This is a genomic window from Barnesiella sp. CU968 (genome assembly GCF_905219685.1).
Taxonomy (GTDB): Bacteria; Bacteroidota; Bacteroidia; order Bacteroidales; family Muribaculaceae; genus Lepagella; species Lepagella muris_A.
Window position 1 is genome coordinate 1 of sequence record NZ_CAJMXD010000361.1, and the last position, 2,971, is coordinate 2,971.

Annotated in this window: 6 protein-coding genes; all 6 read left to right on the top strand. The window is 48.0% G+C overall.

What is annotated here, in order from left to right; all coding sequences use genetic code 11:
• Positions 1-70 precede the first annotated feature (70 nt).
• A complete protein-coding gene (gene infA / locus JX312_RS11470; protein ID WP_123404987.1) occupies positions 71-289 on the top strand; it encodes a translation initiation factor IF-1 in 219 nt (72 codons plus the stop codon).
• 34 nt (positions 290-323) lie between these two features.
• Positions 324-440, top strand: coding sequence for a type B 50S ribosomal protein L36 (gene ykgO, locus JX312_RS11475; protein WP_123404989.1), 117 nt, complete (start codon positions 324-326; stop codon positions 438-440).
• Positions 441-587: 147 nt separating this feature from the next.
• Positions 588-968 (top strand): 30S ribosomal protein S13, encoded by a 381-nt coding sequence (rpsM, locus tag JX312_RS11480; RefSeq protein ID WP_123404991.1) that lies wholly within the window; start codon positions 588-590, stop codon positions 966-968.
• A gap of 12 nt (positions 969-980) precedes the next feature.
• The gene (gene rpsK, locus JX312_RS11485) at positions 981-1,370 is read left to right on the top strand and encodes a 30S ribosomal protein S11 (RefSeq protein ID WP_123404993.1); all 390 of its coding nucleotides are present in this window, start codon (positions 981-983) and stop codon (positions 1,368-1,370) included.
• A 157-nt stretch (positions 1,371-1,527) separates the two neighbouring features.
• Positions 1,528-2,133 (top strand): 30S ribosomal protein S4, encoded by a 606-nt coding sequence (rpsD, locus tag JX312_RS11490; RefSeq protein WP_123404995.1) that lies wholly within the window; start codon positions 1,528-1,530, stop codon positions 2,131-2,133.
• A 16-nt stretch (positions 2,134-2,149) separates the two neighbouring features.
• The coding region (locus JX312_RS11495) for a DNA-directed RNA polymerase subunit alpha (protein ID WP_204458083.1) at positions 2,150-2,971 on the top strand (822 nt) is incomplete at its 3' end.

Below are 2,971 nucleotides of genomic sequence, written 5' to 3' on the forward strand. Positions count from 1 at the left end.
TTCAAGTATATTGAAGAGGCTCTCGCTTCATCGCGATCATAAGATAATTCAATCAAACATACATACAGTTATGGCAAAACAAGCTGCAATCGAACAGGATGGTGTAATCCTCGAGGCTCTTTCGAACGCAATGTTCAAGGTCGAGCTTGAGAACGGACACGAAATAACCGCGCACATCTCAGGCAAGATGAGGATGCACTATATCAAGATACTTCCCGGCGACAAGGTGAAAGTGGAGATGTCTCCCTATGACCTGAGCAAAGGAAGAATTTCATTCAGATATAAATAACCCAGACTCTTTCAGCTAAAAACAAAGAATAGATATGAAAGTCAGAGCATCAGTGAAGAAACGCACCGCAGACAGCAAGATCGTGCGTCGCAAAGGTCGTCTTTACGTAATCAACAAAAAGAATCCGAAATTTAAAACTCGTCAAGGATAATACGCCGGCAACCGGTTTTTGGCATTAAAAATCTCTGAAAAGGGGTTAAAACATGGCAAAACAGGCTTGTCACGTCAAAATTATGCGATAAAATTTTAATTTTGGCGACATGATTATTAACTTTGCACAAAATTTGTATAATACCATATGGCAGTAAGAATCGTCGGCGTAGATTTGCCGCAGAATAAAAGAGGCGAGATCGCCTTGACTTACATCTTCGGTATCGGCCGAAGCGCAGCCAACACCATCCTCAGCAAAGCAGGTGTTGACCGCGACATAAAGGTTAAAGACTGGACAGACGCACAGGCAGCAGCAGTGCGTGAGGTTATCCAGCATGACTACAAGGTGGAAGGTGACCTTCGCACTGAAATCCAGTTGAACATCAAACGACTGATGGATATCGGTTGCTATCGCGGCATCCGTCACCGTATCGGTCTTCCCTTGCGTGGACAGAGCACAAAGAACAATGCCCGCACCCGTAAAGGCCGTAAGAAAACAGTCGCTAACAAGAAGAAAGCTACTAAGTAAAATAATTAAAGTATGGCAAAAAAGACAGTCGCAGCTAAAAAGAGGAATGTCAAGGTTGATGGTCAGGGCCAGCTCCACGTGCATAGCTCTTTCAACAACATCATTGTGTGTCTGGCCAATGGCGAGGGTCAGGTTATATCCTGGTCTTCCGCGGGCAAGATGGGCTTCAGAGGCTCCAAGAAGAACACACCTTACGCAGCCCAGATGGCAGCACAGGATTGCGCCAAGGTCGCTTATGATCTCGGTCTGCGCAAGGTGAAGGCATATGTGAAGGGTCCGGGCAACGGTCGTGAGTCAGCAATCCGCACCGTTCACGGCGCAGGAATTGAAGTGACAGAGATCGTAGACGTTACTCCGCTTCCCCACAATGGATGCCGTCCTCCCAAAAGGAGAAGAGTCTAATCCGTCAGATAATAATCGCGATAACAAGCATTATAATCAACAGAGTCCGCAAGCCTGATCCTGAATGCGAATAGACCGTCTTCACCACTTCCTTTCGACGGTCGCGGCTGCGCTAAGGGATCCGCTCAAGGGCCGCTTTAATTAAAGAATAAACAAAATGGCAAGATACACAGGACCAAAAACCAAAATCGCCCGTAAGTTCGGTGAACCTATCTTCGGCGATGACAAAGTTCTGGCAAAGAAAAACTATCCGCCGGGACAGCATGGCGCCAATCGCCGCCGCAAGACCTCCGAGTATGGTCTTCAGCTCCGCGAGAAGCAGAAAGCAAAATATACATATGGCGTTCTTGAACGTCAGTTCCGCAACCTCTTCGAGAAAGCAGCCCGCACAAAGGGTATTACAGGTGAGGTTCTTCTCCAGTTTCTCGAGAGTCGCCTTGACAATGTGGTTTACCGTCTGGGCATAGCCCCCAGCCGTCCTGCCGCACGTCAGCTCGTGCTTCACAAGCACATCACAGTAAACGGCAAACCGGTCAATATCCCTTCTTACAAGGTTCTTCCCGGAGATGTAGTAGCTGTGCGCGAGAAATCAAAATCGCTTGAGGTAATCGCCGATGCGCTTTCAGGTTTCAATCACAGCAAATATCCCTGGATTGAGTGGGATGAGAGCATCAAGGGAGGTAAGTTCCTTCACGTTCCCCAGCGTGAGGATATCCCCGAGACAATCAAGGAGCAATTGATCGTCGAGTTATATTCTAAATAATAAACAATAAATACCCATGCCAATTTTAGCATTTCAAAAACCCGATAAGGTGGTCATGCTTGAATCGAGCAACTCCTTCGGAAAATTTGAATTCCGTCCGCTCGAGCCGGGATATGGACAGACTATCGGCAACGCCTTGCGTCGCATTCTTCTGTCGTCGCTCGGAGGTTTCGCCATCTGTTCCATCCGCATCGAGGGAGTGGCTCACGAGCTCGACACGATTCCCGGAGTGAAGGAGGATGTGACAAACATCATTCTTAACCTCAAGCAGGTTCGTTTCAAGCAGCTCACAGAAGACCACGAGACCGAGAAAGGTTCTGTAAGCGTATCGGGCACGGATGTGTTCACTGCAGGCGATTTGGGTAAGGTTCTTTCCGGTTTCGAGGTGCTCAATCCTGAATTGGTGATTTGTCGTCTCGACACAGCGGCAAGTTTCCAGATGGATTTCACAATCAACAAAGGTCGCGGATGGGTTCCCGCTGATGAAAACAGGGAACTCCTTTCCGGAGCCGATCTCAACGAGATTGCGATTGACTCGATCTACACTCCGATCAAGAATGTGAAATACTCCGTGGAGAATTATCGCGTGGAGCAGAAGACCGATTATGAGAAGCTGGTCATGGAGGTTACTACAGACGGTTCCATCATGCCTAAGGAGGCATTGAAGGAGGCTGCAAAGATCCTCATTCAGCATTTCATGATGTTCAGCGATGAGAAAATCACACTCGAGGCTCCTCAGGAGGATACTCCCGAAGAGTTTGATGAAGAGGTTCTTCACATGCGTCAGCTTCTCAAGAGCAAGCTGGTGGATATGGATCTTTCGGTTCGTGCCCTCAGC

Excerpts from the sequence above, each read along its gene's own strand:
- rpsM (WP_123404991.1), top strand. The coding sequence starts at position 588 with ATGGCAGTAAGAATCGTCGGCGTAGATTTGCCGCAGAATAAAAGAGGC.
- infA (WP_123404987.1), top strand. The coding sequence starts at position 71 with ATGGCAAAACAAGCTGCAATCGAACAGGATGGTGTAATCCTCGAGGCT.
- ykgO (WP_123404989.1), top strand. The coding sequence starts at position 324 with ATGAAAGTCAGAGCATCAGTGAAGAAACGCACCGCAGACAGCAAGATC.
- rpsK (WP_123404993.1), top strand. The coding sequence starts at position 981 with ATGGCAAAAAAGACAGTCGCAGCTAAAAAGAGGAATGTCAAGGTTGAT.
- rpsD (WP_123404995.1), top strand. The coding sequence starts at position 1,528 with ATGGCAAGATACACAGGACCAAAAACCAAAATCGCCCGTAAGTTCGGT.